Source organism: Thalassotalea agariperforans, assembly GCF_053470345.1.
Genome location: NZ_JBQMWH010000004.1, coordinates 135801 through 150557, shown reverse-complemented (window position 1 = coordinate 150557; position 14757 = coordinate 135801). Strand labels below are relative to the sequence as shown.

Here is a 14757-nt window from a genome sequence, read left to right as displayed (position 1 = left end):
ACTATGTTGAGTTTTTTACCTAGCCCGATCACTGGGCTGCTTTCATTTGTTTTTTATACCGCGAACACCTTGTTTTGGGTGATTCCAATTATTGTTTTTTCGTTACTAAAGGCTTTAGTGCCGTTGGTGTTTTGGCGAAAAATGTTAAGTTATTTATTAGATCATAGCGCCAGTGGCTGGGTTGCGGTTAACACGCTGATTCAAAAGTTATTCATTAATACCAAAATTAACGCGACCTGGTCAGGTGACTTAGCGATGCATGATTGGTACATGGTAATAGGTAATCATCAAAGCTGGGTAGATATTGTGATTTTGCAGCGTTTATTGCATGGTAAAATTCCTTTTTTAAAGTTCTTTTTGAAAAAAGAGTTAATGTATGTGCCAATTTTAGGTATTGCATGGTGGGCGTTAGATTTTCCTTTTATGAAACGCTATAGCCAGTCATTCTTACGAAAAAACCCGCATTTGATCGGTAGTGATTTTGAAACAACTCGTAAGGCTTGCGAAAAATTTAAATATAAACCTGTTAGTATTATGAACTTCATTGAAGGTACACGTTTTACTGACGAGAAACACCAAAAGCAGCAATCGCCATTTCAGCATTTATTGCGTCCGAAAGCGGGTGGTATTGCTTATGCGTTAGATGCGATGGGACAACATTTAACTAAATTAGTGAATGTAACCATCCATTATCCTGATGGTATTCCAACGTTTGCCGACTTTTTATGTGGAAAAGTTAAAGCGGTGAATGTTGATATTGAAGTATTACCGATCCCTGAAGAAATGATTGGTGATTATTTCAACGATAAAAAATTCAAACAAAGCTTTCAGCAATGGTTAAATGTTCAATGGCAAGAGAAAGACAAAAAATTATCAGAATATAATCAATAATATTGTCGCAATAGTAGGAATAAATAATGGTTAATGAATTAATCGCATCATGGTTAGCAGCACAAGGTATTCCTGAGCAATGGCTGGCTAGTAGCGCTGCTGCTATTGGCGTGATGTTGATTATTATTAGTGCGTTATTGAGTCATTATATTGCTAAATATCAATTATTATATTTTGCTCAGCGTTGGGCATCGAAAACGAAAAATACTTTTGATGATAAATTAATAGATCATAAAGTTTTTGCTCATATTGCTTCACTCGTGCCGAGTGTATTGATCATCGTCATTACCCCTTACATTATACCTGCAGAGCATGTATTAAATGGCTTGTTAGTGGTGTTGGCAAAGATTGCCATTTGTTTTCAAGTAGCTGCTAGTATTAGCGCTTTTTTAAATGTTTTTAACTATATTTACCGAGATAAAGCGCATCAAAAATATATTCCTTTAAACTCCACCATTCAGGTGATCAAATTAATTTTGTATATTATTGCGACTATTTTGGCCGTTTCTTACATTATTGATAAATCACCTATCTATTTATTAAGTGGTTTAGGTGCATTAACGGCGGTGTTAATTTTAGTGTTTCAAGATACCATCAAAGGGTTAGTGGCCAGTATTCAAATATCAGCTAACCGTATGGTAGCACCAGGCGACTGGGTTGAGTTACCTCATTATGGTGCTGATGGTGATGTTATTGAAATAGGTTTAAATACCGTAAAAATTCAAAACTTTGATAAAACCATTACCACAGTACCAACTTATGCCTTGATCAGTGGCTCATTTAAAAACTGGCGCGACATGTTCCATTCTGGTGGTCGTCGTATTAAACGGGCAATTATTATTGATATTAGCAGTATTCAATTTTATCAATCTCAAGATATTGAACGATTGAGTTCGGTAAGGTTATTGAAAGATTATTTAGCGGGAAAACAAGCAGAAATAGCAACATGGTGTAATGATAAAGGCATAGCTGATCATGATGCGGTAAATGCCCGACAGTTAACTAATATCGGCACGTTTAGAGCGTATATTGAAGCTTATTTAGCTTCCCATGAAAAAGTACATAAAAATATGACTTGTATGGTTAGGCAGTTACCGGCAACGGCAGCGGGTTTACCATTAGAATTATATTTTTTTAGTGCCGAACAAAACTGGGTAGCGTATGAAGGTATTCAAGCCGATATTTTTGATCATTTATATGCGATGGCACCGGTATTTAATTTACGTGTGTTTCAACATCCAACGGGCTATGATTGGCGGGATAAATCGCATCAAACAATCGGAAAATAATGTTGTTTAGTTTAGCTCAAATAATAAACAACAAATTAGCAGCGGAATTGTTGAATTTTCAATCTACCTAGGTTAATGTGGCAGCATTAACGAATACGAAAATATAATTAGAAGTCGGGGACGCAAATGCAAGCATTATTAGAGCGTGAAGTGTTGCTTGAAAGAAGGCAATACACACCAGAAAAAGCAATGTTGTGGGATAAGCTAACGTTAGCGCAAAAATTTGCTGCGAGTAGTTTAACGCAATTTGGTTATGATCTTGCCTTTATTCGTAGTAGCAGTGCTGGTAGTTTAGCTATTTTATTATGTGATGGTAATGCTGCAACTATCCATGATGATGGCCAGATAGATACCGCACCTAATATTCATATTCGTCCGTAATCATTTACCGTATCTGATTTTAAATAAAGCACTTAAATAGTGCTTTTTTTATGTCTTAATTTTTTTATTCAGCTGAAGTAATAAGGCTTCAACTAAGGAAATAAATCCTTGTAAATTATTACTTAACCACATTTTTTTTAAAGCGCTGTCTTGATTAGTAATAAAAAGCGTAAAACAATTAAATGTGCCGGCGGTATAATTATCTAAACAGTTTTTTGTAACTGTTTTTAATTGTACATTACCTTTTAAGCATTCTTTATAAATGGTGCCGTAATTGGCGGTTAACAGAGTAATATATTCTAGTTCCTCTTTTAGGGTTTCTGCTAGTTTCTCATCCATATTATTTTTCATTTCTTGTAAGCGAAATTTAGCAAATTCTTCATTTTTGTTTGCTGAAATAATCATGGCATCAATTAAAAAGCCATTCTCTTTTTTAACTTTTTGCGCTTCGCGCTTAGATAATGTTAACTCAGATTGCAGGCTTTCAGCGCGAAAATACAAGTAGATACTGATCATAACAAAGACAGCAACCAATGAAACAACAATAAACATATGTTAATTACTCCCCGTAATTAAAAATTATTTTTTTACCGATTCGGTTAATCGAGACAAAAATATAAAAGGATCTATATCTTGAATATTCAGAGTTTCCAAACCGTAATTGATATTAACAGCAACTTCACCTAAGTTGGCAAAAAACCTTACTTTGAGAGCTTCAGTTAAAGCGGATACTAATTTATTAACTTGTTCTTTATCTTGATGTGGAAAAATCAATATATACTCACCGTCATTTAATAAGCCCGCTAAATCAAACTCGCCTTTATATTCGTTTATTACGGTAGCGAGTGTATTACGTACTTCATTTAATTCTTTTTTATTGCACTTAAAGGTGAGTTCTTGCCAGTTGTGAATAATTAAATACGCGACACTTAATTTATATTGATATTTTCGCGCCATTTTATAGGATTTTTGATAAAGCTGTTTAGTTTGTGCGCTATTGGGCAGTATATGGAGAGGTTGCTCGATATCATTTTGGCTATCGCTTAAGCGCTGATTTCGCCTTTTCAGTAATGTCATAAGTAATAAGCCGGTTAAAATAATAATCACCAGCACTAATAAATCAGTTAACTGTTTACGTTCACGAAACTTTTCTGCGTATTGCGCTTGTAATTCGCTTTTAAGTGCCAGCTGTAATGTGACCTTACGGTTGTGTTGACTCGCCTGTTCGGTTTGTAACTGCTGTTCAAAGATTGAGTGTCGTTGTTTATGTAATTCTCGGTATAACGAGATATATCGATTTAACATTTGCCAAGCTTTTTTCTGTTGATTTTGCTTAGCATACATTTCTGACAAGAGCTGATATAACTCGATTTGTTCAGCGGATAAATCTAAATGCTTGGCAATATATTCGGCGCGAACTAATAATTGATCTGCAATTTTATGTTTTTTTAATTGTATATTTACTTTAGCTAAAGTGATCAAAGTACTTAAATAAGGTTTTGATAAATTACGGCCACTAAATAATTGTTTCGCTTTGCTTAATCGTTTAAATGCTTGTTGATAATCTTTTTGTAGAAATAATACTTCACCTAAGCCTAATTCAGCATAAGCTTGTTTGATGGGAGAGTTAGCTGCCTCAGATGCTTTTTTAGCTTGCCAGAAAGCATCATAAGCATCATCCAGTCGATTAAGCTGCTTATATGCCGAAGCGAGAGCAAAGTAGCTATTACCAATATCACTCGTTTTAGCAAAACGATAACGTAAATTGAGTAACTTTAAATGCATTGAAATGGCGGTTTCATAATCACTTAAATAATGATGTGCAGTAGCTAATATCTCTAATAGATCAATATGATCTAAGAACTCTTGATGAATATCTAGGATCTTTTCAATTTGTGCTAAGTCTTTTGAGGCGTTGGCATAATCGACAATAAGCGCGTAAACAACGGCACGATAACCAAGTGCCTTTAAACGATAATTGATTAAGCTTTCGTCTTTTGCTAGCAGTATAATGTTATCTGCTATTTTTTTTACTTCTTGAAACTTACCTTTTGCGTAATAACCTGATGCGGTTTTAAGCAATAGATTTAGTTTAATGCGTGGCTCTGTAATATTAAGGCTGAGACCATCTTGCGAAAATTGCAGTGCTTTTGCTAGATCGCCGCGATTAATCGCAATGTCAGCTAATAAAATATAACTTTTTGCAAGAGTGGTTTGATCGTAATAATGACGCTGTTGAATGATATGACTTGTGAGGGCTAATACTTCTTGATGGGGTAATTCCTCACTATCCAATTCTAAAAAACTACGTATTTTTAATATGTTAGCATCAATATCTTCTAATGAATTATTGTTGGCTTGAGAAAAAAAGGGAATAATTGCAAATAAAATAAATAGTAAAATTTGGCTTGTTAAGTTGTTGAATATCAAGTCTCTTTCTCACAGTCAAACCGATGAATCTGTAACTAATCAGAACTTAAGATGGTTGTTCCTAGTATTAGGGGAAACTATCTAAAGTTAGAATTAAATAGCAAAAGCATATTTATTTCATACGGTTAGTTAAACTCTTTTCTCATCTTTTCTTAATCTAAGAGTCGTTAAATTAAAAACAATCAGGATAAATAACACTATACTTTAGCTTTAAGGGTTTACAAGTCCTTTGGCTTGATTAATAATGCCAATAGAGCTACTAAAGCTTGAAAAGGCAAATCTAGTGAAAACTAGAGACGCAAAGTTACCGGTCTAAGGGGAAACCTAGGACAGCGGAACTGCCAAATTTAGATATAGTGGGGGCTTATCTTTATTAAGTCAGTTGGCTATACGGTACTTTGCGTGCTTCCTTTTCCTTTCTTCACTTCAATTCCTTAGTTAATTTCATAAAAATGCAAGATAAAGCTTTACAATATTTTATCTAAAATTCAGAATGGTTAATAAGTCATCAACATTAGATGACATTTTTTAATAATAATAATAAAAAAGTTAGCTAATTATTTTGAAGTATAAAGATAATATACCACAAGCTAAAAATAAGATGGCGCTGGCTATTCAGCAGCTTGAAGAGTGGTGTATTCCTGCAAACCCTATAAACTATTCAATCAGTTATCATTACGTTGCTGGCAGCCATGATAAACTGATGAGTGATATCGACTCCTATTTACAAGTACAAAACTCCCTCGATGAATTTTTTCTTGAAGAGCTATTTCGGCAATATATTTTAGGGCAGAGCCAGTTTCGTGATGATTTAGTAACAGATTTAGCCAATGTCTTATCTGAAGTTAAGCAGCAATGTGAAACATCATCAGGTTCAGTTAATCAGTTCATCAATCATATCAACGAAAATCTCACTGATTTACAATCCAAAAATAAAGTAGAAATTACTCAAGCTATATCATCAATTTATCATGCCTCTAACGCTCTTAAAGTTAAGCAAGAAGCGGTAGCTAAACAATTAGCGGTAACGCAAGAGCATACTGAGCAGCTAAAAGCGGAACTTGAAGAGATCAGAAAAGAAATATTTTTAGACCCGCTAACCGGTTTATACAATCGTAAAGCGTTAAATAAACATATGGAAACCTGGGTAACTGAAAATCCAGAGCAAAATATTGCTGCGATTGTTATTAATGTTGATCATTTTAAACAACTGAATAACAAATTTGGACCACTTATTGGCAATGTTCTATTATCTAAAGTGGCTAAAAAGGTCACCAGTTATGTTGGAGAAAGTGGCTTGCCGGTAAGAACGGGAAGCGATGAGTTTTTAATTTTATTACCGGGTGTAGAAAAAGCTACCGCGGCTGAAATAGCTGAAAAAATACGTCATGGGGTAGAAAAGTTAAGGTTTATTAGTAGTAAAACCGGTGTTCGTTTACCGCAATTAACTATTTCTCTTGGTGTAAACGAATTAAAAGCTAAACAAAACGTACAAGCTTTGTTAGCCAAAACGCGAATTTTATTAAAAAACTTCCAACGTCAACAGCACAATCAAGTATTAGCTAGCTAACTTTCCCGCAGCTTTAGGTCAGCAATCAGTTCGGCTATATTTTCTTCTGAATATACGCGTATGTTATTTTTTCTTAATAATTGGGTGGTTATGCCCGCTCCTGCAATTTTTTGTTGAGAAAAACTGCCATCATATATGGTATGGCTGCCGCATGATGGACTAGATTCTTTTAATAATGCAAATTCAATGTGATGATTTTTGCATAATGTAAGCGCTGTTTTGGCGCCTAATTGAAAAGCATGAGTGACATCAGCACCAGTTGAGGTAATGACTTTATCAAGCTGTTTATTATATTCTGCAGGCGCTCGTGGGGTTGATAAGCCGCCAACAACCTCAGGGCAGATCACTACTAAGCGATTTTCTGCTTGCCATTGCTTCAGTACTTGGTGTTCTAATTTTTTGATTATGCCGTTATAACGCACGTTTTCGCCTAACAAACAGGCACTAATTAAAATTTTATGCATTTAAACTAGGTGGCCTTATTAACAGTTAATGGTTTTGCTGCGCTATATTCAGAAATTACCGTGATGTTTCTTCCCTTGTCTTTAGCGCTATATAAAGCTAAATCAGCATTTTTTAACAAGGCGTGAGTGTCTTTACCATGGATTGGATATATTGAAATACCAGTGGAAATCGTGATATTCCCTAAAATGTTGTTATCAAAAATAACAGATAAGTTATTAATGTATTCTCTAATTTTTTCAGCTAGAGCATATGCACTTTTTAAATCACTGTCGGGACAAATAATACAAAATTCTTCACCACCTAAACGACAGGCTATATCTTCTAGTCTACTTTTAGTATTTAGAATGTGAGCAATTTCCATTAATACATGATCGCCGGCATCATGACCGTGAATATCATTAAATTTTTTGAAATCATCAATATCTATCATTAACACGGCCAGCGAACTATTGTGTCTTTCTGCTCGATTTATTGCTTGTTCAAAAGTTTCAAACATAAAGCGCCGGTTATATAGGTTTGTTAATGGATCTCGAATGGCTTGGTTACGCAATTGATCTTTAACGGACAGGTTAACGAGGGCTAAGCTAATTTGTTGGGTAATATTTTTTAATAGTTGTTGCTCTGTTTCCGAAATATCGGCTGTTGGACTAATTAAATAGATGACTCCTAAGTCAGTATCTTGAGTTTTTAAACCGGCATAAATAACATTATTAATAATGTGTAGATCATCTGTAACGATCAGATCTATTTCGGATGCTATTTTTTGCCGCCATCGGCTTGGCACTGAAATGTCATCAGACCAACTTTTTCCCCAATGTGAAAGTTGCTGTAATAAGCGATTGTTTTCTTCTTGCAAAAAAATTGCACCACTATAGTTTGGTAGTAATTTGGGTAAAATATTGCTGATAACTCGATTGGCATCGTGAATACAGGTTAAGCCGTTTAACATGGTCGATAAGGTTTGTATTAATGTTATTTCTCGCGTTTTTTTGGCTAATACTTGTGTTTGTGCCTCGCGTTCTTTATCTACCGCTTTGGTAATTAAACGCATCGAAAAAACACCAAAAATCACCATAACAATGATGGTAATGATACTGATAATGGTAAACCGCCAACGTAAATTTATGATGGTGTGATGGTATATATTACTATTAAGGGCAACACGGGCAATGTAGCCAGTTTTAGCGTCATAAGAAGCAAAATAAGCCATATTTTGCGCCAAAGTTTGACTATAACGAATACTGGAACCGGTACCAAATTTGATAGCATTAATAATTTCTGGCCGGTTATTATGGTTTTCAGCATTAGCTAATTCATTTAAAGCTAGCTCTGAGTCTCCTATTATCGTGCCGTTTTGATCAATAAAAGTAACTCTAATATTGTTTGAGTTACCAATTTGGTCCGCTAATAAGTCAAATTTAGGGTTAGTTGTTTCAGATGATGAATTATCAATAAGTTCTATGGCTGCAAGTGAAAACGAAGATAAATTCTGAAGGCGTGTTTGTAGGTTTTTAGTGAGTTCATTTTTTAAATAAAACTCGATACTTATCATGCCGACAATAAAAATAGCCAACATGATAATAGTTGGTAATATAATGACTTTATTACGTAAATTCATTTTAATCATACGGCCTTTTTGGCTCTTTGTTGTTATTCTGGTTTTTATTGCTCAACAGTTCAGTATAGCTGATAAATATTAGTTGTAATTTTTTATTAATTTATATCAATTTGGCTGAAAGGTTGCTATCAATTTTGACAATAAAGGTTGATCGCTTGCCGCTTCAACATTAAACCAGCAAGACTGGCTGTAATAATCGAAATGTAATAAGACATACTGATTATGACAGGTTAATCGATAGGTTTGACGATCGGCACCTAATAAGGATTCAACCAAGCTAAAGTCGGTTAATTGTTCAAACAATAATTGATAAAGCTGTTCAATATCTTCTTGATACCAATAATCTTTAAAACGAATTTCTAGGTTGTCATCGACAAGGCTTACACTGATTAACTGCTGCATGATATTTCCAATTCTTTACTCCAACTAGGTGGTTTTTTCGCATAAGCCGCCATGTTGGGTTGTTCGTCAAAAGGTCTAGATAAAAGCTTTCTTAATAGCTCAATTTCTGAAAAGTCCCCAGTATTGGCTGAACGTATGGCGGTTTCGGCTAAATAATTTCTTAAAATGTATTTCGGATTAGCGCTGTTTTGTTGGCGATGACGAGCAGCATCATCAAGGTTTTGGCTTTGTATACGCGCTTGGTACTCAGCTAACCAAGCTAAAATGTCATCATTATTAAATAATGCAAGAAAGGCTTGGCAATGGGTGTTTTCATTGTCGTTAAGCATGATGGTATTTAATGATCTAAAGGTATTGGTGTAGTCAGCGTTGTTTTTTTCCATCAGTTTTAACAGCTTACCGAGCAGGTATTTATCTTCTGCTTGCCATGATAATAACCCTAATTTGGTTCGCATTAATTCATGATAATGGTTTAATAATGTCGTTTCATAACGGCTTAAAACAGTGCGAATATCGTCTGGTGACAACCATCTTGAAAAGGTATAAGCGAGTGCATTTAAATTCCATAAACCAATACTAGGTTGTTGCTCAAAAGCATAGCGCCCCTGATGATCGGAATGATTACAAATATATTTAGGCTGGTAATTATCTAAAAAGCCAAAGGGGCCATAATCTATGGTGAGCCCTAAAATCGACATATTATCGGTATTCATAACGCCGTGAGCAAAACCTACCGCCTGCCATTTTGCCATTAATACGGCTGTGCGCTGAGTAATTTTGTCTAACATGGCTAGGTGCGGTTGCTCAGTTTGCAGACATTCTGGGTATAATTCATTTAGGCAATAGTTGGCTAATTGGTCGAGTTCATCGAGCTTGTTATGGTGAAAAAAGTATTCAAAATGACCAAAGCGGATATTTGACGGCGTGAGCCGAGTCATGATGGCACCGTGTTCAGCCTGTTCGCGAAAAACGGGCTGATTTGTTGAGGTAATGCATAAAGCACGAGTGGTAGGAATATTAAGTGCCGCCATCGCTTCACTGGCCAAAAATTCGCGGATACAGGAACGTAATACAGCTCGACCGTCACCCATGCGTGAATAAGGTGTTGGTCCTGAGCCTTTTAACTGAATATCAATTACTTTCTGTTGATTATTTTCTACTTCACCTAAGGAAATGCTACGGCCATCACCTAGTTGTGGCACAAAGTGGCCAAATTGATGGCCGGCATAGACTTGTGCTGTATATCGACCCCCTTTGGGTAACAGTTCACCACTAAAAATTTTAACAAAATCAGGATGCTTATTAATTGTTTTAGGTAGCGCGATATATTCTGCTGCGGCTGGGCTGTATGCCGCTAAATAGTTATGACTGAATGGCGTGGTGTTAACATCTTGAAAAATAAATGGCAGTGCTGTCGTGGTGATATTTTTAAAAGATAAGTTGAGCGATTCAGACATATTTTGACTTCAATTTTAAATTCAGTCGCTATGATACGAAAAAAAACCAACGACAGCCCAGTAGTTTTTACATATAATCAATTTAGCTTTGTAAATCAATTCATAAAATAGAGGGAAAAAAGCTATGAAAAAACTTAGTTTAGCTGTTGCCGCTACGGTTTTAATGGCAGCTCCTAGCTTTGCTGCTGACGTTGCAGCAGGTAAAGCAAAAGCAGCAATGTGTTCTGCTTGTCATGGTGCAGAAGGTGTTTCTGCCGTACCTATGTATCCAAACTTAGCGGGTCAAAAAGAAATGTACCTTGCTAAGCAATTAAAAGATTTTAAATCTGGCGCTCGTAAAGATCCTATCATGGCACCGATGGCAATGGCGTTATCAGATGCTGACGTTGCCAATATTTCAGCCTATTTTGCTAGCTTAAAATAAGACTTAATTTCAAATTTAGTTTTAAATTAAGCTAAAGGGCGTGACTATTTTATAGTTCACGCTTTTTTTATGCCGAATTTTAATACCTTGAGGTGTATTAAAAGCCTTGGTGTTCATGAATAACATCTAAAAATGGTCGTCCATAGCGTTGCAGCTTAGTATCACCAATACCACTTATCGACAACATTTCCATTTCTGATTGTGGCTGCACTCGCGCCAATTCCGATAATGTTTTATCGTTAAAAACAATAAAGGGAGCAATATCTTCGGCATCAGCAATGGTTTTTCGTAAACTACGTAATTTAGCAAATAACGCTTTGTCGTATTGTTTTTCAGCTTTGTTATGACGCCAATAATTGGCATTTTGTAATCTTGGCGCTGCCAGCATTAAGGGTTCAGTGGCTTTTAAGATGATCCTTGACGCTTCCGTTAAGCAAAGTGCTGAATCGTTGGAAATGTCTTGCTGTAAATAACCTAAATGAATCAGTTGGCGAATAATAGCAAACCAATAACTAGCCGGTTTATTACTGCCAATACCAAAAGTTGAAACTTGTTGGTGATCGAGCTGGATCATCTTAGGTGTTTTTTCACCCCGTAGTACATCAATAACATGGGTGATATCGCCTTTTTGATTGATGCGATAGACGCATGATAATACTTTTTGTGCTGGCTCGGTGGCATCGAATTGACTGGGAGGATCAAGGCAAATATCACAGTTACCACAAGCATCTTGGGTATATTCGGCAAAATAATTTAACACTACTTGACGACGGCAGGTTTGTGCTTCGATAAAACCTGACATGGCATGAAAGCGCTGTAATTCCACTTTAACTCGCTGTTCGTTTTCACCTTCATTAATGCGTTTTTTAATGCGAGTAACATCTTTTTCATCATGTAAAAATATTGCCTCTGCCGCTAAGCCATCACGTCCAGCTCGGCCAATTTCTTGATAATAAGACTCTAATGTACGAGGGGGCTCATAATGCAATACAAACCGAATATTGGGTTTGTTAATGCCTAAGCCAAAAGCAACTGTGGCAACAACAATGTGAATATTGTCTTTGGTAAAGTCATCTTGAACTTTATTACGTAAGCTAGTATCTAAACCGGCATGATAAGCGGCGGCTTTAATGCCTTCATCCTTTAATATTTCAGTTAGCTTCTCTACTCGCCAGCGGCTATTACAATAAATAATGCCACATTCATCTTTCTTCTGGCGCACGTAACCGATGACTTGTTGCTCACCTCGATATTTTTCTGCCAGCGTAAAACGAATATTCGGTCGGTCAAAACTATCTAGATGAACATAAGGTTGCTGCAATTGTAATTGCTGTAAAATATCTTTACGAGTGGTGACATCAGCTGTTGCCGTAAGTGCCATCACCGGAATATGCGGGAACTGGCGCTTTAAACAACTCATATTAGTGTAAGCGGGTCTAAAATCGTGACCCCATTGAGAAATACAATGGGCTTCATCAATAGCAAATAAGCTGATCGACAAATTAGCTAAGCCTTCTAAAAAGTACGGACTGTTTAGGCGTTCTGGTGAAATATAAATTAGCTTGATTTCACCGTTGGCCATTTGCTGAAAAATTTGATTAATTGCCGATTGCTCTAATGACGAATTAATATAGGCGGCAGGAATGCCTTGTCGTATCAAACCATCTACTTGGTCTTTCATTAACGCAATTAAAGGAGAAATAACAATGGTAATACCGGGTAATAAGGTCGCGGGTAATTGATAACATAAGGACTTACCACCACCTGTTGGCATTAATACTAAGCTGTCTTGTCCGTTTAGCATGGCTTCAATTACGGCTTGCTGCCCTGTGCGAAAAGAGCTGTAACCAAAATAATGCTTTAAAGCATCGTGTAAAGAAGCAGAAATAGAGGAATGCGACACAGAAAAAATTCATTAGCTAATATTAACTACATTTTACCTCAGCTTGCCCATCAAAACATGCCTTATTTTTCCAGCTGACATTTTTAAAATTAAGGTTTACACTAGATGTCCGACCAGATTGAGTTGTGATATGTTTGAGGTGGTTATGACATTAGATAGTATTTATCAAGAATTAGCGGATGCATGGACTAACCAAATGCCTTTTAATCAACTATTAGGTTTAAAAATCACCTATTGTGATAAAGATCGGGCAGAAGTCCATTTTGATTGGCATGAAAAGCTTATTGGTAACAAATTACAGAATATTCTTCATGGTGGTGTTACCGCATCAGCGCTTGATTTAGCGGGTGGTGTGGTAGCGGCGGCGAATATTATTTCGCAATTAGAGGATCACTCAAAAGCCAACTTAATAAAAAACTTAGGGAAATTAGGTACTATTGATTTAAGAACTGATTTTTTACGTCCTGGCCGTGGTGAAAAATTTATTGCGACATCGCATATTATTCGTAGTGGCAATAAGGTTGCTGTTGCGAGAATGGAGTTACATAACCAAGACGGTACTCATATTGCCTTTGGTACCGGTACTTATATGGTAGGTTAAGCTTTGTGAATGTGAGTTAATATGAAAAAGTTAAGAGCAGACTTATTCACTCTTAACTTAGCTTTTCACTTAATTTATCCTCTATATATTATAAAATATTAACCAGTTCACCTTGTTGGTCAAAGGTAACCGCTTGTGTTGCTAATTTGTTGTTTGCTAAATATTTGGCAATGGTGGTAAAAGTTGCCGTTTGTATTCTGCCCTGATGATCTTTAGTGGTAACGTCATCCATAAAGATACTGCCCAAGACTAATTTAAAACGATTAGTACTAACCACTTGCGGGCTAAAATGCTGCTTAGCATTTAATTTTAATTGCTGCTTGTTAGTGCTTTGATAAATCGCAGCATTAATAACATCTAAGGTATGCTCGGTACAGTTTTGCAATTCATTGGTAAAAGGATTGGCAATGACCGAGTAATTTTCATTGTGCAGTGTTTTATTTTTGCCACTGGCAATAAGTTTTATTATACTGTTTTGTAATTCTGGTGTCGGAATAATAATACCCGCTTTCATTTCTTGCGCGCCCCAAAAAAAGTCGACCGGATAATCGATAACTAAATCACTTTTATCTAATTTACCTTCACGCTGGTAAAGATTGTGAATGGCGTAACCTTTTACCGTTTTACCATCCTCTAGAGTAATGGCCGAATAAACCGCAATTGCAGTATGAGTAAATTTAATGCCTTTGGGTAATTCTTTTTCTGGCCTACCAACACGAGCAATAATAAAGGCACGTGCTTGTTGTTGGGCGGCATATTTTTCAACACTTTTAGCAAACCTAGTAATTTCGTCAGTTTGAAAAACTGCCTGAGCTTCTTGTTGGCTGCCAGCAAAACTGCTGATTGAAGTACAGGCAATGGCTAAAATAACGAGATGAAGATAAAGTTTCATTATTTTTTCTCCACGGTTGTTGTTGTCACCATCACTTTATTAGGGGCTGGATCCGCAGTAATGGTGATTTCAGTAATTTCAATAGGCTCTACTTTTTTACTTTTATGATGTAGTGAATCAGCAGCAGCCACACTGGCTACACCTGCGCTACCGGCAACAACTAAAGGTACTGCAACGGCAACACTGGCAACTTTCGCGGTCGAAACAACACTTGTGCCTACGGCTAAGGCTGAATGTTTAATGGCTTTCCCTGAATGTTGAACGGAATCGGCTGCACATGCTTGGTTTGCCAATAATGCCATGGTAGTAAAAGTGATTGATTTGAATAAGTTCATTGTTCTCTTCCTTATAGAATATAAATTATGTCGGCACTTAATTGTGCTGACGGAAAAGAGAATAAAGATGAGAATATATAGTGTAAACTTTGTTGGTAA

The 14757-nt window shown here is 36.2% G+C and carries 15 protein-coding genes and 1 riboswitch; of the genes, 6 read left to right on the top strand and 9 right to left on the bottom strand.

All coding sequences use genetic code 11. The annotated features are described in order from the left end of the window. Nucleotides 1-3 precede the first annotated feature (3 nt). From yihG to ACSLUO_RS07905, 3 genes are all read left to right on the top strand, one after another. On the top strand, nucleotides 4-891 hold the full coding sequence (gene yihG / locus ACSLUO_RS07915) for a 1-acylglycerol-3-phosphate O-acyltransferase, YihG family (RefSeq protein ID WP_448247747.1): 888 nt from the start codon (nucleotides 4-6) through the stop codon (nucleotides 889-891). Nucleotides 892-917: 26 nt separating this feature from the next. Next, nucleotides 918-2180, top strand: a complete 1263-nt coding sequence (locus tag ACSLUO_RS07910; RefSeq protein WP_448247745.1) for a mechanosensitive ion channel family protein — start codon at nucleotides 918-920, stop codon at nucleotides 2178-2180. 126 nt (nucleotides 2181-2306) lie between these two features. Beyond that, nucleotides 2307-2561 (top strand): hypothetical protein, encoded by a 255-nt coding sequence (locus ACSLUO_RS07905; RefSeq protein ID WP_448247744.1) that lies wholly within the window; start codon nucleotides 2307-2309, stop codon nucleotides 2559-2561. A gap of 48 nt (nucleotides 2562-2609) precedes the next feature. Here the strand turns inward: ACSLUO_RS07905 and ACSLUO_RS07900 are convergent, their stop codons facing one another. Next, nucleotides 2610-3113, bottom strand: a complete 504-nt coding sequence (locus ACSLUO_RS07900; RefSeq protein WP_448247742.1) for a hypothetical protein — start codon at nucleotides 3111-3113, stop codon at nucleotides 2610-2612. A gap of 27 nt (nucleotides 3114-3140) precedes the next feature. Then, nucleotides 3141-4991, bottom strand: coding sequence for a tetratricopeptide repeat protein (locus ACSLUO_RS07895; protein ID WP_448247741.1), 1851 nt, complete (start codon nucleotides 4989-4991; stop codon nucleotides 3141-3143). Between the two features lie 263 nt (nucleotides 4992-5254). Further along, nucleotides 5255-5337: riboswitch (cyclic di-GMP riboswitch) on the top strand. Between the two features lie 216 nt (nucleotides 5338-5553). On the opposite strand from ACSLUO_RS07895, the gene ACSLUO_RS07890 reads away from it, so the two are divergent. After that, entirely contained in the window at nucleotides 5554-6561 is a 1008-nt protein-coding gene (locus tag ACSLUO_RS07890) for a GGDEF domain-containing protein (protein ID WP_448247739.1), read from the top strand. On the opposite strand, the gene ACSLUO_RS07885 is transcribed toward ACSLUO_RS07890, so the two are convergent. The 4 genes from ACSLUO_RS07885 to ACSLUO_RS07870 all read right to left on the bottom strand — a co-directional run bounded on the left by ACSLUO_RS07885 (nucleotide 6558) and on the right by ACSLUO_RS07870 (nucleotide 10503). Continuing rightward, nucleotides 6558-7025, bottom strand: coding sequence for a 2-thiouracil desulfurase family protein (locus ACSLUO_RS07885; RefSeq protein ID WP_448247737.1), 468 nt, complete (start codon nucleotides 7023-7025; stop codon nucleotides 6558-6560). The genes ACSLUO_RS07890 and ACSLUO_RS07885 overlap by 4 nt on opposite strands. Nucleotides 7026-7030: 5 nt before the next feature. Then, nucleotides 7031-8644, bottom strand: a complete 1614-nt coding sequence (locus ACSLUO_RS07880) for a sensor domain-containing diguanylate cyclase (protein WP_448247735.1) — start codon at nucleotides 8642-8644, stop codon at nucleotides 7031-7033. A 105-nt stretch (nucleotides 8645-8749) separates the two neighbouring features. After that, nucleotides 8750-9046, bottom strand: coding sequence for a DUF3630 family protein (locus ACSLUO_RS07875; RefSeq protein WP_448247733.1), 297 nt, complete (start codon nucleotides 9044-9046; stop codon nucleotides 8750-8752). Further along, complete coding sequence (locus ACSLUO_RS07870) at nucleotides 9034-10503, bottom strand: protein adenylyltransferase SelO (protein WP_448247731.1); 1470 nt, start codon at nucleotides 10501-10503, stop codon at nucleotides 9034-9036. Before ACSLUO_RS07870 ends, ACSLUO_RS07875 begins: the two co-directional genes overlap by 13 nt. Before the next feature lie 124 nt (nucleotides 10504-10627). Here ACSLUO_RS07870 and ACSLUO_RS07865 point away from each other — a divergent pair, with 124 nt between their 5' ends. Then, a complete protein-coding gene (locus ACSLUO_RS07865) occupies nucleotides 10628-10927 on the top strand; it encodes a c-type cytochrome (RefSeq protein ID WP_448247729.1) in 300 nt (99 codons plus the stop codon). Nucleotides 10928-11024: 97 nt separating this feature from the next. Here the strand turns inward: ACSLUO_RS07865 and recQ are convergent, their stop codons facing one another. Continuing rightward, complete coding sequence (gene recQ, locus ACSLUO_RS07860; RefSeq protein WP_448247727.1) at nucleotides 11025-12830, bottom strand: DNA helicase RecQ; 1806 nt, start codon at nucleotides 12828-12830, stop codon at nucleotides 11025-11027. A 145-nt stretch (nucleotides 12831-12975) separates the two neighbouring features. Between recQ and ACSLUO_RS07855 the strand changes: the two genes are divergently transcribed. Then, the gene (locus ACSLUO_RS07855) at nucleotides 12976-13431 is read left to right on the top strand and encodes a thioesterase family protein (RefSeq protein ID WP_448247725.1); all 456 of its coding nucleotides are present in this window, start codon (nucleotides 12976-12978) and stop codon (nucleotides 13429-13431) included. A gap of 88 nt (nucleotides 13432-13519) precedes the next feature. Here the strand turns inward: ACSLUO_RS07855 and ACSLUO_RS07850 are convergent, their stop codons facing one another. Then, on the bottom strand, nucleotides 13520-14323 hold the full coding sequence (locus tag ACSLUO_RS07850; protein ID WP_448247723.1) for a DUF2145 domain-containing protein: 804 nt from the start codon (nucleotides 14321-14323) through the stop codon (nucleotides 13520-13522). Then, on the bottom strand, nucleotides 14323-14658 hold the full coding sequence (locus tag ACSLUO_RS07845) for a hypothetical protein (RefSeq protein WP_448247721.1): 336 nt from the start codon (nucleotides 14656-14658) through the stop codon (nucleotides 14323-14325). The genes ACSLUO_RS07850 and ACSLUO_RS07845 overlap by 1 nt, the downstream gene beginning before the upstream one ends. Nucleotides 14659-14757 lie beyond the last annotated feature (99 nt).

Coding starts and splice junctions, on each gene's coding strand:
- yihG (WP_448247747.1), top strand. CDS start 4: ATGTTGAGTTTTTTACCTAGCCCGATCACTGGGCTGCTTTCATTTGTT.
- ACSLUO_RS07910 (WP_448247745.1), top strand. CDS start 918: ATGGTTAATGAATTAATCGCATCATGGTTAGCAGCACAAGGTATTCCT.
- ACSLUO_RS07905 (WP_448247744.1), top strand. CDS start 2,307: ATGCAAGCATTATTAGAGCGTGAAGTGTTGCTTGAAAGAAGGCAATAC.
- ACSLUO_RS07900 (WP_448247742.1), bottom strand. CDS start 3,113: ATGTTTATTGTTGTTTCATTGGTTGCTGTCTTTGTTATGATCAGTATC.
- ACSLUO_RS07885 (WP_448247737.1), bottom strand. CDS start 7,025: ATGCATAAAATTTTAATTAGTGCCTGTTTGTTAGGCGAAAACGTGCGT.
- ACSLUO_RS07880 (WP_448247735.1), bottom strand. CDS start 8,644: ATGAATTTACGTAATAAAGTCATTATATTACCAACTATTATCATGTTG.
- ACSLUO_RS07875 (WP_448247733.1), bottom strand. CDS start 9,046: ATGCAGCAGTTAATCAGTGTAAGCCTTGTCGATGACAACCTAGAAATT.
- ACSLUO_RS07870 (WP_448247731.1), bottom strand. CDS start 10,503: ATGTCTGAATCGCTCAACTTATCTTTTAAAAATATCACCACGACAGCA.
- ACSLUO_RS07865 (WP_448247729.1), top strand. CDS start 10,628: ATGAAAAAACTTAGTTTAGCTGTTGCCGCTACGGTTTTAATGGCAGCT.
- ACSLUO_RS07855 (WP_448247725.1), top strand. CDS start 12,976: ATGACATTAGATAGTATTTATCAAGAATTAGCGGATGCATGGACTAAC.
- ACSLUO_RS07850 (WP_448247723.1), bottom strand. CDS start 14,323: ATGAAACTTTATCTTCATCTCGTTATTTTAGCCATTGCCTGTACTTCA.
- ACSLUO_RS07845 (WP_448247721.1), bottom strand. CDS start 14,658: ATGAACTTATTCAAATCAATCACTTTTACTACCATGGCATTATTGGCA.